Here is a 17106-nt window from a genome sequence, read left to right as displayed (position 1 = left end):
CGGCGCCGGGTCAGGCACGGGTGGCGAAGGCCCTGTCGATGTCGGCCTCGCTCAGACCGAAGTCCGCGAGCGAGTAGCGGTGGTCGGGACGGCGGTGGGCTCCGAGGCTCTTGCGGTGCGAGGCCTCGATCGCCCCACGTGCCTGTGCGGTGAACTCCAGGCCGAAGTGGTCGTAGATGCCGCCGACGGTGCCGAGCGGATCCGCGACGAAGTCCTGGTAGTCGACGTCGAGGAACTGCCGGGGGTCGTAGCGGCGGCGTGCTGTCTCGAAGTGCTCGATCCCCCGTGACCACAGGGCGAGCTGGGTGCGGCCGATCGTCTGCCGGTCGTACGCGTCGGACATGTCGTGCTTGCCCTGCTCGGCCAGGCTGCACGTCGAGGCCATCGCCGTCCTCGGCGCGCGGTGCGTCCGGATGATCAGTGCGTCCGGGTAGACCCGCATGATCTCGTCGATCGCGAAGACGTGGCTGGGGTTCTTGAGCACCCACCGCTTCTCGGGGTCGTTCATGCCGATGAGCTGCAGGTTCTTCTTGTGCCTGGCGTATGTGTCGGTCCAGTCCTGACCGGCCAGCCACTTCGAGTACGTGGGGAGGTACGAGATGCACTCGAAGGCCACCGACCTCATGGACTGCTGCAACAGCTGCCAGCACTCCTCGACTTCGTCGGCATCCATGAAGTGCACCTTCATCAGCTCCGCCTCCGCCGCCTGACGGGCCGCGAAATGGGCCTGCGCGCGCCGGAAGTCGGGATTCGCGGGCCAGTCCTCACGAGCGGGGCGCGGCTGCGGAGCCTCGGCGAGCCATGTCTCGACGCCCTGATGGGCGGGGTCGGCGGACAGCAGCCGGTGCAGCGCCGTGCTGCCCGTGCGCATGAGGCCGCAGACGAAGACCGGCCGGTCGATGACGACTTCGGTGTGCCCGGGGTGCCGGGCGAACGCCGCCTCGCTGCGCGCCCTGCCGGCCAGCGCCTTCGTCAGCAGGGTCCGCGCGATCGTCACCCCGTGCGGGGTGAGCCGCGAGTCACCGTCGAAGCTGGAGATCAGTACCTGCAGCCCCTCGCGGAAGCCGTCGTCACCGGAGCCGTCACCGAAGTCGTCGAGTCCGGTCGCCTCGGCCGCGAGAGCGAGGAGTTCCTCGGCGGTACCGACCGTCGCGGAGTCGTGTGTGGTCATGTCCTTCTCCAGTTCAGTGGTGGGTGTGCCCGCAGTTGACGTCCAGGCACTGGCCCGTGATCGCCCGCGCCAGGTCGGAGGCGAGGAAGACGGCGGTGTTCGCGATGTCGTCGGGTTCGGGGAGCCTGCGCAGGTCGGTCCCCGCCGCGATCTCGTCGTAGATCACGCTCGGGTCGACGCCGCGCTCGTCCGCCCGGCGTTCGAACCACGTCTTGACCGAGTCGGCCCAGATGTAGCCGGGTGCGACCGAGTTCACCCGCACCCCTTGGGGGCCGAGCTCCACGGAAAGGCTCCGGGCGAGGGCCAGCAGGCCGGACTTCATGATCCGATAGGCACCGAAGCCCGGCAGCTGGTTCCGGAGCACCATCGAGTTGATCAGGACGATCGAGCCCTGCGCATCGACGAGTGCGGGCACCAGCCTGCGGGTGAGGTTCAGCGCGGCCATCAGGTTGATCTCCAGCCCCTGGCGCACGTCGTCCGGCTCGGCGTCGAGGAGCCGGATCCGTGCGGGCTGGACGAACGCGTTGTGGATCACCGAGTCGAGCCGGCCGAAGGCGCCGCACGCCTCCTCGGCAAGGTTCTCGACCGAGACGTCGTCGGTGAGATCGGCCTGCACCACGGCGGCCCGGCCGCCGAGGCCGTGGATCTCGTCGGCCACCGCTTCGAGCCTGGACCGGGTGCGGGCCGCGAGCACCACCCGGGCTCCGGCCAGAGCGCTGCGTACGGCGAGTGACCGGCCGAGGCCGGGACCCACCCCCGACACCAGCACGACCTTCCCCTCCAGCAACGGGATCCGCGTCGCCGTCATGCCGACGGCTCCGCCCGGTCGGTCAGTGCCCGGGGATCGATGACCGCGCTGAGCGAGACGATCCTGCACGCGTCGTCGAACTCGACCAGGTCGGTGGCCGCGAACGCCGGCATGCCGGCTCGCTCCACGCGGAGCTGCATCGCGGCGTACCTCCCGGTCACGGTGATCGGAGTGTGCAGGCTGACCGTGAAGTCGACCTTCGCGTTCCCTGTGCTGAACCTCCGGATCTCCTCGACGCCCCGATAGCTGGCGACACCGAGGGGCTCGTGCTGAACGGCGTCCTCCGCGAACAACGCGAGGAGTTCATCGACGTCGTGGTTCCCGAGGTGTTTCACGTACGACTCGATGGCGGAGCAGATTTCGTCCCGGCTGGGCATGGATCTCCTTGGCTTGACGCGGTACCAGCGGTGCGGGCGGGTGGTGCGCGCCCGGTCAGGCGATGACGCCGCGAGCCCGGAGGACGTCGACGATCCGGTCGGCCGCCTGTTCCGGGGAGACGGACGTGGTGTCGATCCGCACCTCGGGCGAGAACGGTGGCTCGTAGGGCGAGTCGATTCCGGTGAAGTGGGGCAGCTCGCCGCGCCGCGCCTTCCGGTAGAGCCCCTTCGGGTCCCGCCCCTCCGCGACCGCGATCGGGGTGTCCACGTGGACCTCGCAGAACTGCTCCGCCCCGACCAGCTCCCGGGCCGCTTCCCGCTCCGCGCGGAAGGGCGAGATGAACGACGCGATGACGATCAGGCCCGCATCGGCCATCAGCCGGGCGACCTCGGCGACGCGCCGGATGTTCTCCACGCGGTCGGCGTCGGTGAACCCGAGGTCGCGGTTCAGGCCGTGGCGGATGTTGTCGCCGTCCAGCAGATAGGTGTGCACGCCGAGCGCGTGCAGCCTGCGCTCGAGTTCGTTCGCGATCGTCGACTTCCCGGAGCCGGAGAGCCCGGTCAGCCACAGGACCTGCGGGCGATGGCCCATCAGCTGCTCACGGGAGCGCACGTCGACGTCGGCCACCTGCCAGTGGACGTTGTCCGCGCGGCGCAGCGCGTGCGCGATCATGCCGGCACCCACCGTGCTGTTGGTCAGCCGGTCGATCAGGATGAAGCCCCCGGTGTCCCGGTTCGCGGTGTACGCGTCGTACGGCACCGGGCGGTCGAAGCTGATGTCGCAGACGCCGATCTCGTTGAGCGCGAGGGTGTTCGCCGCGGCCTTCTCCAGCGTGTTGACGTCGATCTTGTGCTTGGGTTCGGCGATCCGCGCCTGCACCGTCATGGTGCCGATCTGACAGAGGTACGGCCGCTCGGGCCGCATCTCGTCCTCGCCCATCCACACCAGGTGCGCCTCGAACCGGTCGGCGACGCCGGGCAGGGCATCAGCCACGGCGAGCACGTCACCGCGGCTGATGTCGATCTCGTCGGTCAGCGTGACCGTGACGGACCGGCCGGCTGCCGCCTCCGACAGGTCGCCGTCCCTGGTGACGATCCGGGCGACCGAGGACTCCCTGCCGCTCGGCAGGGCCCGCACCCGGTCGCCGGGCCGCAGCACGCCGCTCACGATCTGCCCGGAGAAGCCGCGGAAGTCCAGGTCGGGCCGGTTCACCCACTGCACGGGCATCCGGAACGGACTCGCGAGGAGGTCGTCGTCGATCTCCACGGTCTCCAGGTGCCCCATGAGCGTCGGGCCCACGTACCAAGGGGTGTTGGCGCTGCTCTCGGTGAGGTTGTCCCCGACGTACGCCGACATCGGGATGGCCACGACGTCCGTCAGCCCGATCTCCTTCGCGAACGCGTCGTACTCGCCGACGATCCGCTCGAAGACCTCCTCCGAGTAGTCGGCCAGGTCGAGCTTGTTGACCGCGAGCACCACGTGGCGGATGCCCAGCAGGGAGACCAGATAGGAGTGCCTGCGGGTCTGGGTGAGCACGCCCTTGCGGGCGTCGACCAGGATCACGGCGAGGTCCGCGGTGGAGGCTCCGGTGACCATGTTGCGGGTGTACTGCTCATGGCCGGGGGTGTCGGCGACGACGAACTTGCGCTGCTCGGTGGAGAAGTACCGGTACGCGACGTCGATCGTGATGCCCTGCTCGCGCTCGGCCGCCAACCCGTCGACCAGCAGGGCGAAGTCGAGGCCCTCGCCCTGGGTGCCCACCTTGCGGGAGTCGGCCTCCAGTGCGGTGAGCTGGTCCTCGAAGACCAGTTTCGACTCGTAGAGCAGCCGGCCGATGAGCGTGGACTTTCCGTCGTCGACACTGCCGCAGGTGATGAAGCGGAGCATGCTCTTGTTCGCGTGCCGCTCCAGGTACTGCTCGATGTCGCCGGCTATCAGATCGGTTGAGTGCGTCATCAGAAGTAGCCCTCCTGCTTCTTCTTCTCCATCGACGCACTGCTGTCGTGGTCGATGACGCGCCCTTGGCGCTCGGACGTGGAGGTCAGCAACATCTCCTGGATGATGTCCGTCAGGGAGTCGGCGGTGCTCTCGACGGCCCCGGTGAGCGGATAGCAGCCGAGCGTGCGGAATCGCACGCTCCTGAGCTCGGGTTCCTCACCCGGCAGCAGCGGCATCCGTTCGTCGTCGACCATGATCAGTGCCCCGTCGCGTTCGACGACCGGCCGTTTCGCCGCGAAGTAGAGCGGCACGATCGGTATTCGCTCCTGCCGGATGTACTCCCAGACGTCGAGTTCGGTCCAGTTGGACAGCGGAAAGACGCGCAGGCTCTCACCCGGCGACCGGCGCACGTTGTACATCCGCCACAGTTCGGGGCGCTGCTGCTTCGGGTCCCACCGGTGCTCGGCCGAACGGATGGAGAAGATGCGTTCCTTGGCCCGCGACTTCTCCTCGTCCCGGCGCGCACCACCGAACGCGGCGTCGAACCTGTGGAGGTCGAGTGCCTGCTTGAGCCCCTCCGTCTTCCACATGTCGGTGTGTGTGGCCGACCCGTGGGTGAACGGGTTGATCGACTTCTCCACGCACTCGGGGTTCTTGTGGACCAGCAGCTCCAGATCCCCGGCAGCGGCGGTCTCGTCGCGCAGGGCGTACATCTCGCGGAACTTCCACGTCGTGTCGACGTGCAGCAACGGGAACGGCAGCCTGGACGGGAAGAACGCCTTCCGCGCGAGGTGCAGCATCACCGCGCTGTCCTTGCCCACCGAGTAGAGCATCACGGGGTTCTCGCTCCCCGCGACCGCCTCCCGCATGATGTGCATGCTCTCGGCCTCAAGCCGTTCGAGATGGGTCAGGGTGAGTGTCATCGTCCAAGTACCCCCAGAGCGCGATCGGTCAGTTCGGGACGGCAGATGAGCAGATCGGGCAACCAGGGGTTCGCCTGGTTGTAGTGCAGTTCGGACCCGTCGATCCGGGAGACGTGAAGTCCGGCGGCGCGCGCGACCGCCACGGGGGCCGCCGAGTCCCACTCGTACTGGCCGCCGGAGTGGGCGTAGATGTCGGCCTCACCGCGCACCACGGCCATGGCCTTGGCGCCCGCCGAGCCCATCTCGATCAGTTCGGCGCCGAGCGCCTCGGCCATGGCCGTCACCGGCACGGGCCGGCGGGTGCGGCTGACGACCACGCGGGGGACGGCGGGCGCCGCGGGGAGCGGGGCGATCGCGTCCGCCGTCGAGAAGGTGACGCCCAGTCCGGGCATCGCGACCGCGCCCGCGACCAGCCGGCCCGCCTCGACCAGCGCGACGTGGACGGCCCAGTCGGAGCGGCCCGGCTCACCGAACTCGCGTGTCCCGTCGAGCGGATCGACGATCCACACCCGGTCGGCCGTCAGCCGGGCATGGTCGTCGGCACCCTCCTCGGAGAGCACCGCGTCACCGGGGAACCGTTCCCCGAGCGCGGCGACCAGGAACTCGTGCGAGAGCCGGTCCCCCGCCTTGCGTACGTCGGAGGGGTCGGCACCGGCACGTTCCTGACCGGTGCGGTGCGCCAGCAGCAGAGCGCCTGCCGCAGTGGCGATGTCCGCCGCCGCCCGCCCGTCGGCAGCACGACGCCGGGCGTCCCGGATGGACTCGGCAAGCGGGGGTGATGAGACGTCAGGGTTCGTCATGGGCAGGACTGTAGCTCTAGAATGAACCTTGTTCAATCCATTCTGAACAACGTTCATTCCACAATCCCTCCCCCTGGATACTGTGATCGCATGAAGGAATCGAGCAGGAAGTCCGCCTACGGCGACGCGGAGGCGCGCCGCCGCATGACGCTGGACGCGGCTGCCTCGCTGCTGGACGAGGGCGGTTACGCGGCACTCACCATCCGGTCGGTGGCCCAGCGTTCGGGCACCAGCACCGGACTGATCTACCAGTACTTCGCCGACAAGCAGGAGATCTTCGTCGCGCTGCTCATCGAGAGCCAGATCGAGTCCACCGCCTTCGTCGCGGCGCTCCCCAGGGACCGGGGCGTCGCAGCGCTGATCGCGTCGGTGATCCCCCAGTCCACGCGCCAGTGGGCCCGGGTGGGCCGTCTGACCGCGACCTGGAGCGCCATCGAGGGAGACGCCCGCTACGACCGCAAATCGGTCGTCCGACTGCGCGACACGTCACGCCTCTACGACGACGCGCTGCACACCGCCCTCGTCGAGGCAGCCTCCCGGGAGGGCCGCCCCCTCCTCGACGACCCCGCGCTCGTCCGTTTCGTGGTGTCCGGACTGATAGGCGCCTCCGAGACACTGACCAACAACTGGGCCCCGCACCTCGACCCGTCGAACCTCATCGCCTTCACCGCCGACGCAATCACCCGGGGCATCACCGCACCGGGCACGGCTGAACAGTCCGGCTGACCGCCCGGCACGGGGTTCCTCTCCTCGGTCGCCGCCGGATCCGGATGAGAACGTCCGCGAAGCAAAGCACGGCATGCAGGGCCCGGCAGGCGTTCGCGAACCTGCCGCTTCGCGCGGCCGTGCAGCGCCCACCACTTGAGGCCGTCGGCGCCCATGACCCCCGCGGCGTGGGCGCCCGTGCCGGACGTGCGGGTGCCTCGCGGACTGGCGCACGTCCTGGCGTTCCCGCTCTTCTTCCTGCTCGCGTTCCCGCGACTGTTCCTGCTCTTGCTCTGCCTCCCGTTCCCGTTCTCGCTCACATTGCAGCTCTCGCTCTCACTCCCGCTCTCGTCAGGCGTGCGCGGATGCTCTTGCCGACCGGGGCGGGCATCAGTCCCCTCGGCTGATGCCCTTGCCGACCGGGGCGCGCATCAGTCCCCTCGGCTGATGCCCTTGCCGACCAGGGCGGTATCAGACCCCTCGGCCGTACCGGATCAACTGATGTACTCGGCCGCGAACTCTCTGAGTGCGTCCTGCTTCGCCTCCACCGAGCAGTCCATCGCCAGCCCCTTCATCGCCCACGGCATCACCGTTGCGTTGGTGACACCCACGGCCTCCAACTGCGCGTAGCCCTCGGCTCCCTGGCGGTCGGCACCCGACGCCTGGATGTCGAACGGCCGGTCGGTCGTACCGAACTCCGCGCGCAGCTCGTGCAGTCGGGCCACGGTCGTGACCAACTCGTCGAACGGCATCAGCGCCGAGGTCCACCCGTCGCCGGTCCGGGCCGCCCGCCGCAGCGCCGCCTCCGTGTGTCCGCCGACGATGAGGGGGACCTCGCGCTCCGGTGCGGGACTCATCCGGAGCCTGTCGAAGTCGTAGAACTCGCCGTGGTACTCGACCATGCCCCCGCCCAGCACGAGCCTGATCACCTCAATCATCTCGTCGACCCGCGCACCCCTGCGCTTGTACGGCACCCCGCACCACTCGAACTCCTCGGGCGCCCAGCCGACCCCCACACCCAGCTCGAACCGTCCTCGGGTGAGGTTCGCGACCGTACCGATCTGCCTGGCCAGGAGCAGCGGGTTACGGGAGCCGAGCTTCAGCACGTTCGTCCGGTAGACGAGGGACTCGGTGACGGCGCCCATCGCGGCGGCCGCGATCAGCGGGTCGGCGAACGGGGTCTCCTCGTTCCACATACGCCGCCCGTCGGACGTATAGGGGTACTCCGCCGCGGCACGCTCCGAGAAGAACACCGAGTCCGGCAGCGCGACAGCGGAGAACCCGCACTCCTCGGCCGTCCTCGCCAGCGGGACGAGCTGGTCCAGCGGAATCATGGCCGGCGCGATCGTGAACTTCATGGGTGAGACCACCTTCGACAGTCCGTTGAAGGCGGGAGATTATCCGCAGACGGGCGCCACCTCCCCCTCGGTCCCGCTGAGCGGAACCGACCCGCTGTTGCTCTCACCCGCCTTTCGGAAGTGCCCGGTCGGCCACCCCGCCACCCCGCCTGCCCGCGCATCGCTCAAGCGGACCCGGATACGGCGCGCCCATCGCGAGAGGGCAGGAGGCGCCGGGAGTCCGCCTATCGAGCCTTCCGGACATGGGAGGTGCCGGCGTCGACGACGGCGCCGTCCGTGCCGGTCGGCACGATGTCCGGAACCGGTGTGCCGTGCTGATCGACCAGGGTGGAGTGGGCCTCACCGGGAGCGAAGGTGTTCCGTTCGCCCCATTGCCGGAGCGCGAGGACGGCGGGGAAGAGGTCGCGGCCGGCATCGGTGAGGACGTATTCCTGGCGGCGGCCCGAGGGCGCGGTGCGCTGGGCGAGGAGTCCGTGCGCGACGAGCTTGCGGAGCCGGTCGCTGAGGATGTTGCGGGCGATGTCGGTGCGCCTTTGGAACTCGGTGAACGAGCGCGCCCCGTCCATCGCGTCGCGGATGACGAGCAGGCTCCACTTGTCGCCGACGAGGTCGAGGGTGCGGGCGACGGGACAGTCGGGGTCGGTCCACTCGGGGTTCGGGGAACGCGTGGCGGTACGGGGCACAGCACCTCCCAATCAGTTGCGGATTGAAACCATCATGCCGTAGCGTCAAATTGGTTGCAATTTGCTACTGATTGGAAATGGGTGCGATGACCGTATGGCGGCGGCTGCTGCTCGCGATGGTGTGTGGCGTGGCTGTGGCGAGCATCTATGCCGCACAGCCGGTCCTGGAACCGATGGGCCGGGATCTCGGAGTACCGCCGGGGCTCACCGGCTGGATCGTCGCGACCGGCCAGTTCGGCTATCTGGCGGGGCTGGTGCTCCTGGTGCCCCTCGGCGATGTGGTCGACCGGCGCCGGCTCATCGCCGCGCACCTGGCGATCACGGCGGCGAGCATGGCCCTCACGGCGTCGGCGTCGGCCTCCTGGGTGGCGTTCGCCGGCCTCGCGGCGGCCGGGATGTTCGCGGTCGTGGTGCAGACCACGGTCGCCTACGCCGCGTCCGTCTCGGCGCCCGCCGAACGCGGACGGAACATCGGCGTGGTGACCTCGGGCGTCGTGGTCGGCATTCTGGGTGCGCGGGCCGTAACGGGGGCCCTCGCCGAGGTGTGGGGCTGGCGGAGCGTCTACGTCGTGCTCGCCGGGCTGTCGCTGGCGCTCGCGGCTCTCGTCCTTCGCGCACTGCCGCCCGAGGAACACCGGAGCCGGCGCGCGGGATACGCCCCGCCCACGGGATACGTACAGGCCGTCTCCTCTCTCGGCGGACTGTTCGGGCAGCGCCTGTTCCTGACCCGCGGGCTCATCGCCTTCTTCCTGTTCGCGTCGTTCGGCACCCTGTGGAGCGGGCTGTCCCTGCCGCTGGCGGACGCGCCCTGGCACCTGAGCGAGGGCCGGATCGGACTGTTCGGCTTCGTCGGCCTGGCCGGCGCACTCGGCGCGGCGCGCGCGGGCCGGTGGGCGGACGCGGGGCGGTCCGCACCGGTCACCGGTCTCGCACTCGCCCTGCTCGTCCTCTCGTGGGCGGCCATCGCTCAACTGCCCCGGTCCCTGTGGGTACCCGTCATCGGAATCGTGCTGCTCGACTTCGCGGTCCAGGCGGTGCACGTGAGCAACCAGCACCTGCTCACGACGGCGCATCCGGACCGCATCAGCAGCGTCATCGGCAGCTACATGGTCTTCTACTCACTCGGCTCCGCCCTCGGAGCGGCCACGACCACCGCCGTCTTCGCCGCCCACGGCTGGGCGGGCTCCAGCCTCCTCGGCGCCGGGTTCGCCGCCTGCGCGCTGACCGTCTGGTCGGCAGACCGACGTCTGCCTCGGCGCGGACCGGCGGCCCAGGTGGCCTGAGACGGGAACCCCACTCGGGCCGGCACCGGTGAGCGGCATCGAGCAGGGGGCGCGCGGGCAGCGGCCTGGCCGCTGCCCGGCCGGCCCGGCTATGACCTGGCTTCGGCCTCTACGTGCCTGAGCGGTGTCCCGTCGAGTTTGTGCCGCCACATGATCCCGACGATCCGCTCCACCGCCGTCGCGAGGTGGCGCCGACAGGTACTGAAGGGCAGACCGAGCCGTCGTGCCGCTCCTTCCCGGGGCGAGCTGCCCTCCACGGAAGCCGGCGTCGACCGCCCGGTGGGCGGACCGCCGCGCGGGGCCCCGGTCAAACGTCTCCCAAGGCTCTTTCGGCCTCCCTGACGTGATGTTCGACCGGCCCGAACGAGATCAGTCCGCTTCCGGCACCGGCCCACTCTCCGACGGCGGTGGAGAGCTCGTCACGGGCCCGGCGCAAAACCGCCCGGTGCCCGACGGCCGCCGCCGCGCGAGCCAGTACGCACCACAGCGCCTCCTGGAGGAGGTCGTGCGGAGGCCGGGGTACGACCGCGAGAGCCTGCCGGGCCTGTGCCGCGGCACCCGACGCGGCCAGCAGCAGGGGGTCGAGCCACGGTCGGTAGGGCCCGAAGTCGAGGCGGGCGAAGTCGTCGGGGTCCGGAAGGGCACCGGACCGCATGACCGGAACCAGCGCGATCAGCGCGCCCGCGCCCCGGGTGAGGCCGGGCATGCCGCAGTCGGCGGTCCGTGCCAGGACCTGTGTGTAGCGGGGACGGGCCGCCGCCCAGCCGTCGGTCTCGCAGGTGCGCAGGGCCCGGTACCAGGACGTGAACACCTCGGCCAGCGGCCGTTCGTTGCGGTGGGCGAGCCGGTCGGTCTTCTCTGCCTCCACGTCCGCCGCCGCGAAGTCGCCGAGTCCGGCGAGTGCCTGAAGGCGGACGATGCGGCCCAGGACTTCGTGCCCGGGAAGCTGGTGGTCGACGGCCAGCCCGGTCAGTTCACCGCCGAGGGCGTCCCTGCGGCGGGCCGATCCGCAGCCGGCGAACGACTGCATGAAGGCACCGTTGAGGGCGAAAGCCAGGACAGCGGGGTCTCCCAGGCGTCGAGCGAGCCGGACGGCCTCCTCGGCGGCGCGTTCGGCGCGCTGCCGCCACTGCTCGACGGCCGGGGCGTCGGCCGCCCGGGGAAGGGGTGCGTCGGCGGCGGCATCGCCCCGTGACTCGACCGCCACGACGGACAACAGCCGGGCACGCAGCGCAGCGGGGCCGCCGGGGCCGAGCCGGGAGGCGGCCCGGGCGGCCGCCCTGGACAGTTCGCCGGCACCGTCGGGGTCATCGGCGCGGGCCCACACCGCGGGGACGTCGTAGGAGCCGATGATCCTGGCAGCCAGTTCGGTGTCGCCGGTCGTCTCGGCCGCCGTGACCAGATCCCGTCGGTGCCGTCGTGCTTCCTCAAGGCCGTCGGGGCCGGTCACCGCGAGGTCGCGCAGCAGGCCGGCGGTGGCGTGCAGCCGGGCCCGGGACCGGGCAGGCACCGAGCGGTCCCACGAGGCCGCAGCCCGGTCCCAGACGCCGTCGGTCATTCCGGCCGGTTCGGTCGCGGCGCCGGCGATGCCGCCGAGGATGCGGGCCTCGGCACGGGCCAAGGCGCCCCGGGAGTCGTATCGGCCGTTCGCGCCGGCGAGGGCGGAGCGAGCGAGGCCAAGGGTCTTCAGCGCCTCACCGTGCCTTCCTGCACGGTCGAGCGCGGTTGCCAGCAGGACCCAGCCGTCCTCCCGCCCGGGATGGGCGGCGACGTGGGCCCGCAGGTCGGCAACGGCATCGCGGGCGGCGCCTGTGACCAGCAGTGCGTCGGCACGGCGCTCGACCGCGTCGAGGCGGAGCGCCTCCAGCCGGGCCTGTTCGGCGCCGGCCCACGCGGCGGCGGGAAAATCGGCCAGCACCGGCCCTCGCCACAGGGCGAGCGCCTCGTCCCACAGGGCGACGGCCGCGTGGGGCGGCGCCTCGCCGGCCCGCGCGGCGACGTCCTCGAACCGCCAGGCGTCGACCGCCTCACGATCGGTGTGCAGGGCGTAGCCGGGGCCCTCGGTGACCAGCAGGCGGGAGGGCCGGTGTGGAGGGCGACGGGGTTCCAGAGAGCGGCGCAGCGCAGCGACAAAGGTGCGGACCGCACCCACCGCACCTGCCGCAGGCTCGTCCTCCCACAGGTCCGTCACGAGCCTGCCGACCGGCACCACCCGGCCCCGTGCGACCAGCAGCCGCCCGAGAACCTCGCGGTGGCGGGGCGCCCCGAGCGGGAGGACCAGGCCATCGCCGTCCCAGGCCGCGACAGGTCCCAGCAGTCCGAATTCCACGCCCACGGCAGGGTCCTTTCGCGGGCGGCGCCGTCCCCGGCGGGTGCCGCGTGTTCACTCATCGATCGCTGATCCGGGGGCCGCAACCTGGGTGACGTCCCCGGACGAACCGGGCCGCAAGGTCCGGAACGTCCACTCTGCCACGAACCACAGGAGTCGCTGTGACCACCTTGAGCATCCCCGGTTTCGCCGAGCACCGCGTGCAGGTCGACGACGGCATCACGCTGAATGCCGCCGTCGGAGGCACGGGCTCGCCGATCGTTCTGCTGCACGGCTTTCCGCAGACCCACCTGATGTGGCGGCACGTCGCCGCCGACCTCGCCACCGACCACACCGTCATCTGCCCCGACCTGCGCGGCTACGGTGCCAGCGACAAGCCCGCCGAGACCGGCCCCGAGGTCTACTCGAAGCGGACCATGGGCCGGGACGTCGTGCGCCTCGCCACCGAACTGGGCCACGACCGGTTCGTTCTGGCCGGTCACGACCGCGGCGCCCTGGTCGCCTTCCGCGCCGCGATGGACCACCCGGACACCGTCTCCGGCGCCCTCTTCCTCGATGTCCTGCCCACCCTGGACATGTGGGACGCCCTGCACGGGGTCTCCGCTGCGGTCGGTTTCCACCTGTACCTGATGGCGCAGGCCCCCGGCCTTCCCGAGGAGATGATCCAGGGGGCCGCCGACACCTTCTTCGCCTACTTCCTGGATGCCTGGACGAAGGACCCGGACGCGATCCCCGCCGACCTCCGCGACCATTACCTCGCGGCGTCCGCAGCCGCCGTCCCCTCCATCGTCGCCGACTACCGTGCCTCGGCCGGCGTGGACGTGGACCACGACACCGCCGACCGCGACACGGGCACCAAGCTGGCCATGCCGGTGACCGTCCTCCAGCAGGACTGGGGCGCCGCCCTCGGCTACCACGCCCAGAGCCTGTGGAGCGCCTGGACCGATGACCTCCGGCACCGCACCGTCTCCTGCGGTCACTTCATGGCCGAGGAGGACCCCAAGCTGATCGCCGAGGAGATTCGGGCACTCACCGACCGCTGAGCGAAGCACCGTCGGTGCCTCTCTCCTTGCGTCTCCGGAAACCGGACGGAGGAGGAGAGGGGCACTCGGAGGACCAGGCGCGTAGCCAGGACCGTGGCCAAGAAGAAGGGCAAGGCCGGGCAACCGAAGAAGTGGATCGCTGAGCCGCTCCGCTCACGCATCGCTCACGCAAGCACTTCCGCTGCGTCCCCGTCGTGCGGCTCAGCATGCCCCGGACATGAAAAAGCCCCAGGTCACGGCGAGTGAGTCCTGGGGCTGATCCGAGCCGCCTTCGGGATTCGAACCCGAGACCTACGCATTACGAGTGCGTTGCTCTGGCCAACTGAGCTAAGGCGGCACGCCCTGTCGCACCATGGTGCGATCAGCAGCGTCGCCAAGTCTACACAGTTTCGAAGGGTGCTCCGTACCGGCCCGTTCCCCCGCCTGAGCCGCAGGTCAGGAGCACTTCTTGCCGTCGGCCGGCGCGGTGCCCTCCAGGAGGTACGTGTTGATCGCCGTGTCGATGCAGTCGCTGCCGCGGCCGTACGCCGTGTGCCCGTCGCCCTCGTAGGTGAGGAGGGTGCCCGACGAGAGCTGACCGGCAAGGGACCGGGCCCACTTGTACGGGGTCGCCGGGTCCCGGGTCGTACCGACGACCACGATCGGGGCGGCACCCTCGGCCTTGATGGGGTGCGGGGTGCCGGTGGAAGGGACGGGCCAGTAGGCGCAGTTCAGGGAGGCCCAGGCGAAGCCCTTGCCGAAGACCGGAGAGGCCTTCTCGAAGGTGGGCAGGGCCTGGGTGACCGCCTCGGAGGTGGCGAAGGCGGGAGGGAGGTCCAGGCAGTTCACGGCCGCGTTGGCGTACATGAGGTTCGCGTACGTACCGTTCGGCTCGCGCTCGTAGTAGCTGTCTGCCAGGGAGAGCAGCCCCGAGCCGTCACCCGCCTTCGCACCGGTGAGTGCCTCGCTGAGCTGGGGCCAGGCCGTCTCGTCGTACATCGCGGCGATGACGCCGGTGGTGGCGAGGGACTCGCCGAGCTTGCGGGACTCGCCCGTGGGGATCGGCTTCGCGTCGAGATCGCTGAACAGCTTCTTCAGGTTCGTCGCCGCGTCGGCGGCGGACACCGTGCCGAGCGGGCAGTCCGCCTTCTTCACACAGTCCGCCGCGAAGGACTGGAACGCGGTCTCGAACCCCGCCGTCTGATCACGGTTCATCTCGACCGACGGGAGCGAGGGGTCCATCGCACCGTCGAGCACGAGGCGGCCGGCCCGCGCGGGGAAGAGCTCGGCGTACGTCGCGCCCAGGAAGGTTCCGTACGAGGCGCCGACGTAGTGCAGTTGCTCGTCTCCGAGCAGCGCACGCAGGATGTCCATGTCGCGCGCCGTCTCCACGGTGGAGACGTGCGGGAGGATCTCGCCCGATCGCTGCTCGCAGCCCGTGGCGAACTTCTTGAAGGCGCTGCTCAGTTTCGTGACCTCGACTGCGTCGTCAGGGGTCTGGTCGACCTGCGTGTAGGCATCCATCTGCGAGCCGGTGAGGCATTCGACGGGTTCGCTGCGCGCCACGCCGCGCGGGTCGATGGCGACCATGTCGTAGCGGGCACGCACCTGGGCGGGGTATCCGATCGCGGCGTAACCCTGGAGATAGCCGATGGCCGATCCGCCGGGACCTCCCGGGTTGACCAGGAGCGAGCCGATCCGCTTTCCGGGCCCCGTGGCCTTCTTGCGGGAGACCGCGAGCTTGATCTCGCCGCCGTCCGGCTTCGCGTAGTCGAGCGGCGCCTTCATCGTGGTGCACTGGAATCCGGTGACACCGCAGTCCCGCCAGCTCAGGTGCTGTGCGTAGAACGGCTTCAGCGCCGCCGGCACGGCGGAGGGCGAGGCCGGGGCCGCCTGCGCGGGCGACGAGGCGCCCGTCGTCGAACCCCCGCTGGTGCAGCCGGAGACGAGGAGGCCGGCAGTGCCGAGCGCAAGGGCGAGGGTGCGGAGCGGGCGCCTGGTGTGCATGTCCGGAGCGTAGCCGCCGGGCGACGGCTCGCCCGATTCCCTGCTCTTTCGGGTGATTCGGAGATCGGTTCCGGGATATTCGGTGATCGGCCGGGCTGTGCGACGGTCACGTCGTGCAGCCTCGACGGACGGACCGAAACCACCGCCCTCGTCGCGCAGCCGTGAGACGGGCGGACCGAAACCGCCGGCCAGGTGGTGCGGCAGCGACGGGCGAGCGAGCCGAAGCCACCGGCCACATGGTGCGGCCGTGAAGGGCGAGCAGACCGAAACCGCCGGCCACGTCGTACGGCAGCGACGGGCGAGCGAGCCGAAGCCACCGGCCACATGGTGCGGCCGTGAGACGGGCGGACCGCAGCCGCCGGCCACACGGGCCGGCCTCGACCGGCTGCCTCAGCCCGCCCGCAGAGCCATCGTCATCGCCTCCACCGCGAGCAGCGGGGCCACATTGCGGTCCAGGGCCCGGCGGCAGGCGGTCACCGCCTCGATCCGGCGCAGGGTGCGCTCGGGTGTGGACGATCGGGCGATGCGGTCGAGGGAATCCTGGGCGTCCGCATTGGCGATGGCGATCCGGGAGCCCAGCTGCAGGGCGAGCACATCGCGGTAGAACCCGGTCAGTTCGGTGAGCGCCAGATCGAGGCTGTCGCGCTGGGTCCGGGTCTTACGGCGCTTCTGCCGGTCCTCCAGCTCCTTCATCACTCCTGCCGTGCCCCGCGGCATCCGCCCACCGGCGGAGGCGCCGAGCGCGGCCTTCATGTCTTCCGTCTCCTTGACGTCGACATCCTCGGACGCCTGCTTCGCATCGTCGGTGGCGGTGTCGATCAGCTCCTGCGCGGCCTTGAGACAGCCGCCGATGTCGTCGACGCGCAGCGGAAGCTTCAGGACGGCCGCCCTGCGGGCACGGGCACGCTCGTCGGTGGCGAGGCGGCGGGCCCTGCCGATGTGCCCCTGGGTGGCGCGGGCGGCGGCCGCGGCCCGCTCCGGATCGATGCCGTCGCGCCGGATCAGGACATCGGCGACGGCTTCGACCGAAGGGGTGCGCAGGGTGAGGTGGCGGCAGCGGGACCGGATCGTGGGCAGCACGTCCTCCAGCGAGGGCGCGCAGAGCAGCCACACCGTGCGCGGCGCAGGCTCCTCGACCGCCTTCAGCAGCACATTGCCCGCGCCCTCGGTGAGGCGGTCGGCGTCCTCCATGACGATGACCTGCCAGCGTCCGACGGCCGGGGAGAGCTGTGCGCGGCGGACCAGCTCACGGGTCTCCTTCACACCGATGGAGAGCAGATCGGTGCGGATCACGTCGACATCGGCATGTGTACCGATGAGGCTCGTGTGACAGCCGTCGCAGAAGCCGCAGCCCGGCGCCCCGCCCAGCGCGCGGTCCGGGCTGGTGCACTGCAGGGCGGCGGCGAAGGCCCGGGCCGCGGTGGACCGGCCGGAACCCGGAGGGCCGGTGAACAGCCAGGCGTGGGTCATCCTCGAGCCGGGTGGCACCGGCTCCCCCTTGGAATTGGCGGTGACCAGCACGTCGGCGTCCCGGGCGGCGGCACCGAGCTGCTCCTGCACGCGGTCCTGGCCGACCAGGTCGTCCCATACGGACATGGGTCACCGCCCTTCCGGTGGTGTGCGGCCGCGGCCGCCCGCCGGGGGATCCGGGGCCGCGGCCGCGTGGGGGGGGTGGAAAGCATAAAGAACCCAAATAAAAAA

The 17106-nt window shown here is 70.7% G+C and carries 14 protein-coding genes and 1 tRNA gene; 3 read left to right on the top strand and 12 right to left on the bottom strand.

The annotated features are described in order from the left end of the window. Positions 1–10 precede the first annotated feature (10 nt). From ABT025_RS35430 to ABT025_RS35405, 6 genes are read right to left on the bottom strand one after another with little or no spacing between them, the layout of a single operon-like run. Positions 11–1171 carry a sulfotransferase family protein gene (locus tag ABT025_RS35430; RefSeq protein ID WP_351002779.1) on the bottom strand — a complete coding sequence of 387 codons (1161 nt, stop codon included), beginning with the start codon at positions 1169–1171 and terminating at the stop codon, positions 11–13. A gap of 13 nt (positions 1172–1184) precedes the next feature. Continuing rightward, positions 1185–1979 (bottom strand): SDR family oxidoreductase, encoded by a 795-nt coding sequence (locus tag ABT025_RS35425; protein ID WP_351002778.1) that lies wholly within the window; start codon positions 1977–1979, stop codon positions 1185–1187. Further along, entirely contained in the window at positions 1976–2356 is a 381-nt protein-coding gene (locus ABT025_RS35420; protein ID WP_351002777.1) for a nuclear transport factor 2 family protein, read from the bottom strand. Before ABT025_RS35420 ends, ABT025_RS35425 begins: the two co-directional genes overlap by 4 nt. 55 nt (positions 2357–2411) lie before the next feature. Then, positions 2412–4313, bottom strand: a complete 1902-nt coding sequence (gene cysN, locus ABT025_RS35415; RefSeq protein ID WP_351002776.1) for a sulfate adenylyltransferase subunit CysN — start codon at positions 4311–4313, stop codon at positions 2412–2414. Next, positions 4313–5218, bottom strand: coding sequence for a sulfate adenylyltransferase subunit CysD (cysD, locus tag ABT025_RS35410; protein WP_351002775.1), 906 nt, complete (start codon positions 5216–5218; stop codon positions 4313–4315). The genes cysN and cysD overlap by 1 nt, the downstream gene beginning before the upstream one ends. Next, entirely contained in the window at positions 5215–6018 is an 804-nt protein-coding gene (locus ABT025_RS35405; protein ID WP_351002774.1) for a 3'(2'),5'-bisphosphate nucleotidase CysQ, read from the bottom strand. Before ABT025_RS35405 ends, cysD begins: the two co-directional genes overlap by 4 nt. 90 nt (positions 6019–6108) lie before the next feature. On the opposite strand from ABT025_RS35405, the gene ABT025_RS35400 reads away from it, so the two are divergent. Next, a complete protein-coding gene (locus ABT025_RS35400) occupies positions 6109–6744 on the top strand; it encodes a TetR/AcrR family transcriptional regulator (RefSeq protein WP_351002773.1) in 636 nt (211 codons plus the stop codon). 473 nt (positions 6745–7217) lie between these two features. Here ABT025_RS35400 and ABT025_RS35395 read toward each other — a convergent pair whose 3' ends face one another. Both ABT025_RS35395 and ABT025_RS35390 read right to left on the bottom strand, forming a co-directional pair. After that, positions 7218–8081 carry a TIGR03619 family F420-dependent LLM class oxidoreductase gene (locus ABT025_RS35395; protein ID WP_351002772.1) on the bottom strand — a complete coding sequence of 288 codons (864 nt, stop codon included), beginning with the start codon at positions 8079–8081 and terminating at the stop codon, positions 7218–7220. A 224-nt stretch (positions 8082–8305) separates the two neighbouring features. Further along, positions 8306–8764 carry a winged helix-turn-helix transcriptional regulator gene (locus tag ABT025_RS35390; RefSeq protein WP_351002771.1) on the bottom strand — a complete coding sequence of 153 codons (459 nt, stop codon included), beginning with the start codon at positions 8762–8764 and terminating at the stop codon, positions 8306–8308. Between the two features lie 86 nt (positions 8765–8850). Between ABT025_RS35390 and ABT025_RS35385 the strand changes: the two genes are divergently transcribed. Continuing rightward, positions 8851–10047, top strand: coding sequence for an MFS transporter (locus ABT025_RS35385; RefSeq protein WP_351002788.1), 1197 nt, complete (start codon positions 8851–8853; stop codon positions 10045–10047). Positions 10048–10354: 307 nt separating this feature from the next. On the opposite strand, the gene ABT025_RS35380 is transcribed toward ABT025_RS35385, so the two are convergent. Further along, on the bottom strand, positions 10355–12382 hold the full coding sequence (locus ABT025_RS35380; RefSeq protein ID WP_351002770.1) for an AfsR/SARP family transcriptional regulator: 2028 nt from the start codon (positions 12380–12382) through the stop codon (positions 10355–10357). 155 nt (positions 12383–12537) lie between these two features. Between ABT025_RS35380 and ABT025_RS35375 the strand changes: the two genes are divergently transcribed. Further along, positions 12538–13419: an alpha/beta fold hydrolase gene (locus tag ABT025_RS35375; RefSeq protein ID WP_351002769.1), complete on the top strand. Its 882-nt coding sequence runs from the start codon at positions 12538–12540 to the stop codon at positions 13417–13419. Positions 13420–13682: 263 nt separating this feature from the next. Here ABT025_RS35375 and ABT025_RS35370 read toward each other — a convergent pair. From ABT025_RS35370 to ABT025_RS35360, 3 genes are all read right to left on the bottom strand, one after another. Beyond that, positions 13683–13756: transfer RNA gene (locus ABT025_RS35370), tRNA-Thr, on the bottom strand. 98 nt (positions 13757–13854) lie between these two features. Further along, positions 13855–15405, bottom strand: a complete 1551-nt coding sequence (locus ABT025_RS35365) for an alpha/beta hydrolase (RefSeq protein WP_351002768.1) — start codon at positions 15403–15405, stop codon at positions 13855–13857. A gap of 390 nt (positions 15406–15795) precedes the next feature. After that, positions 15796–17001, bottom strand: a complete 1206-nt coding sequence (locus ABT025_RS35360; protein WP_351002767.1) for a DNA polymerase III subunit delta' — start codon at positions 16999–17001, stop codon at positions 15796–15798. Positions 17002–17106: the final 105 nt, after the last annotated feature.

The organism is Streptomyces sp. NPDC002809 (assembly GCF_040295435.1).
GTDB lineage: Bacteria > Actinomycetota > Actinomycetes > Streptomycetales > Streptomycetaceae > Streptomyces.
This window is presented reverse-complemented; position numbering and strand designations above follow the sequence as displayed.

Coding starts and splice junctions, on each gene's coding strand:
- ABT025_RS35430 (WP_351002779.1), bottom strand. CDS start 1,171: ATGACCACACACGACTCCGCGACGGTCGGTACCGCCGAGGAACTCCTC.
- cysN (WP_351002776.1), bottom strand. CDS start 4,313: ATGACGCACTCAACCGATCTGATAGCCGGCGACATCGAGCAGTACCTG.
- cysD (WP_351002775.1), bottom strand. CDS start 5,218: ATGACACTCACCCTGACCCATCTCGAACGGCTTGAGGCCGAGAGCATG.
- ABT025_RS35365 (WP_351002768.1), bottom strand. CDS start 15,405: ATGCACACCAGGCGCCCGCTCCGCACCCTCGCCCTTGCGCTCGGCACT.
- ABT025_RS35425 (WP_351002778.1), bottom strand. CDS start 1,979: ATGACGGCGACGCGGATCCCGTTGCTGGAGGGGAAGGTCGTGCTGGTG.
- ABT025_RS35385 (WP_351002788.1), top strand. CDS start 8,851: ATGACCGTATGGCGGCGGCTGCTGCTCGCGATGGTGTGTGGCGTGGCT.
- ABT025_RS35400 (WP_351002773.1), top strand. CDS start 6,109: ATGAAGGAATCGAGCAGGAAGTCCGCCTACGGCGACGCGGAGGCGCGC.
- ABT025_RS35360 (WP_351002767.1), bottom strand. CDS start 17,001: ATGTCCGTATGGGACGACCTGGTCGGCCAGGACCGCGTGCAGGAGCAG.
- ABT025_RS35405 (WP_351002774.1), bottom strand. CDS start 6,018: ATGACGAACCCTGACGTCTCATCACCCCCGCTTGCCGAGTCCATCCGG.
- ABT025_RS35420 (WP_351002777.1), bottom strand. CDS start 2,356: ATGCCCAGCCGGGACGAAATCTGCTCCGCCATCGAGTCGTACGTGAAA.
- ABT025_RS35395 (WP_351002772.1), bottom strand. CDS start 8,081: ATGAAGTTCACGATCGCGCCGGCCATGATTCCGCTGGACCAGCTCGTC.